Origin of the sequence: Streptococcus oralis (genome assembly GCF_001578945.1) — a bacterium.
GTDB lineage: Bacteria > Bacillota > Bacilli > Lactobacillales > Streptococcaceae > Streptococcus > Streptococcus oralis_Q.
Genome location: NZ_KQ969646.1, coordinates 1 through 331, shown reverse-complemented (window position 1 = coordinate 331; position 331 = coordinate 1). Strand labels below are relative to the sequence as shown.

Annotated in this window: 1 protein-coding gene and 1 pseudogene; both read right to left on the bottom strand. The window is 45.3% G+C overall.

The features are described 5' to 3' along the window. Positions 1 to 100 (bottom strand): annotated as a pseudogene (locus SORDD16_RS11240) (EamA family transporter); the annotation flags it as partial. A gap of 10 nt (positions 101 to 110) precedes the next feature. After that, a partial coding sequence (locus SORDD16_RS10215) for a serine hydrolase (protein WP_164966537.1) occupies positions 111 to 331 on the bottom strand: 221 nt, incomplete at its 5' end.

Sequence of the window (331 nt, the reverse complement as noted above, 5' to 3'; positions counted from 1 at the left end):
AAATTCCGTGTGCCATCAGGTATTGGCCACTGGTTCCAGATAAGCCCCAAGCAATACCTGCGACCACTGTAAATAGAGTTCCTTTTAAGTTTTTTGACATTCTCTCTCCCCTACGCTTCCCTACGAATCATATCCATCACTTGATTCCGATCAACTATCCACTGGGCACGCTCATCCTTCTCATAGGTTCGATTGGATAAAAAGATAGCGGCTTCCTGCTTCTCTCGGTTCCACATGATGAAGGTACCTGTATAACCTGTATGATCTAGCCAAGTCCCTTCCAAATTCCAGCCTAGCGAACGTTCCTTATCATCTAAGGGAGAGTAATTCC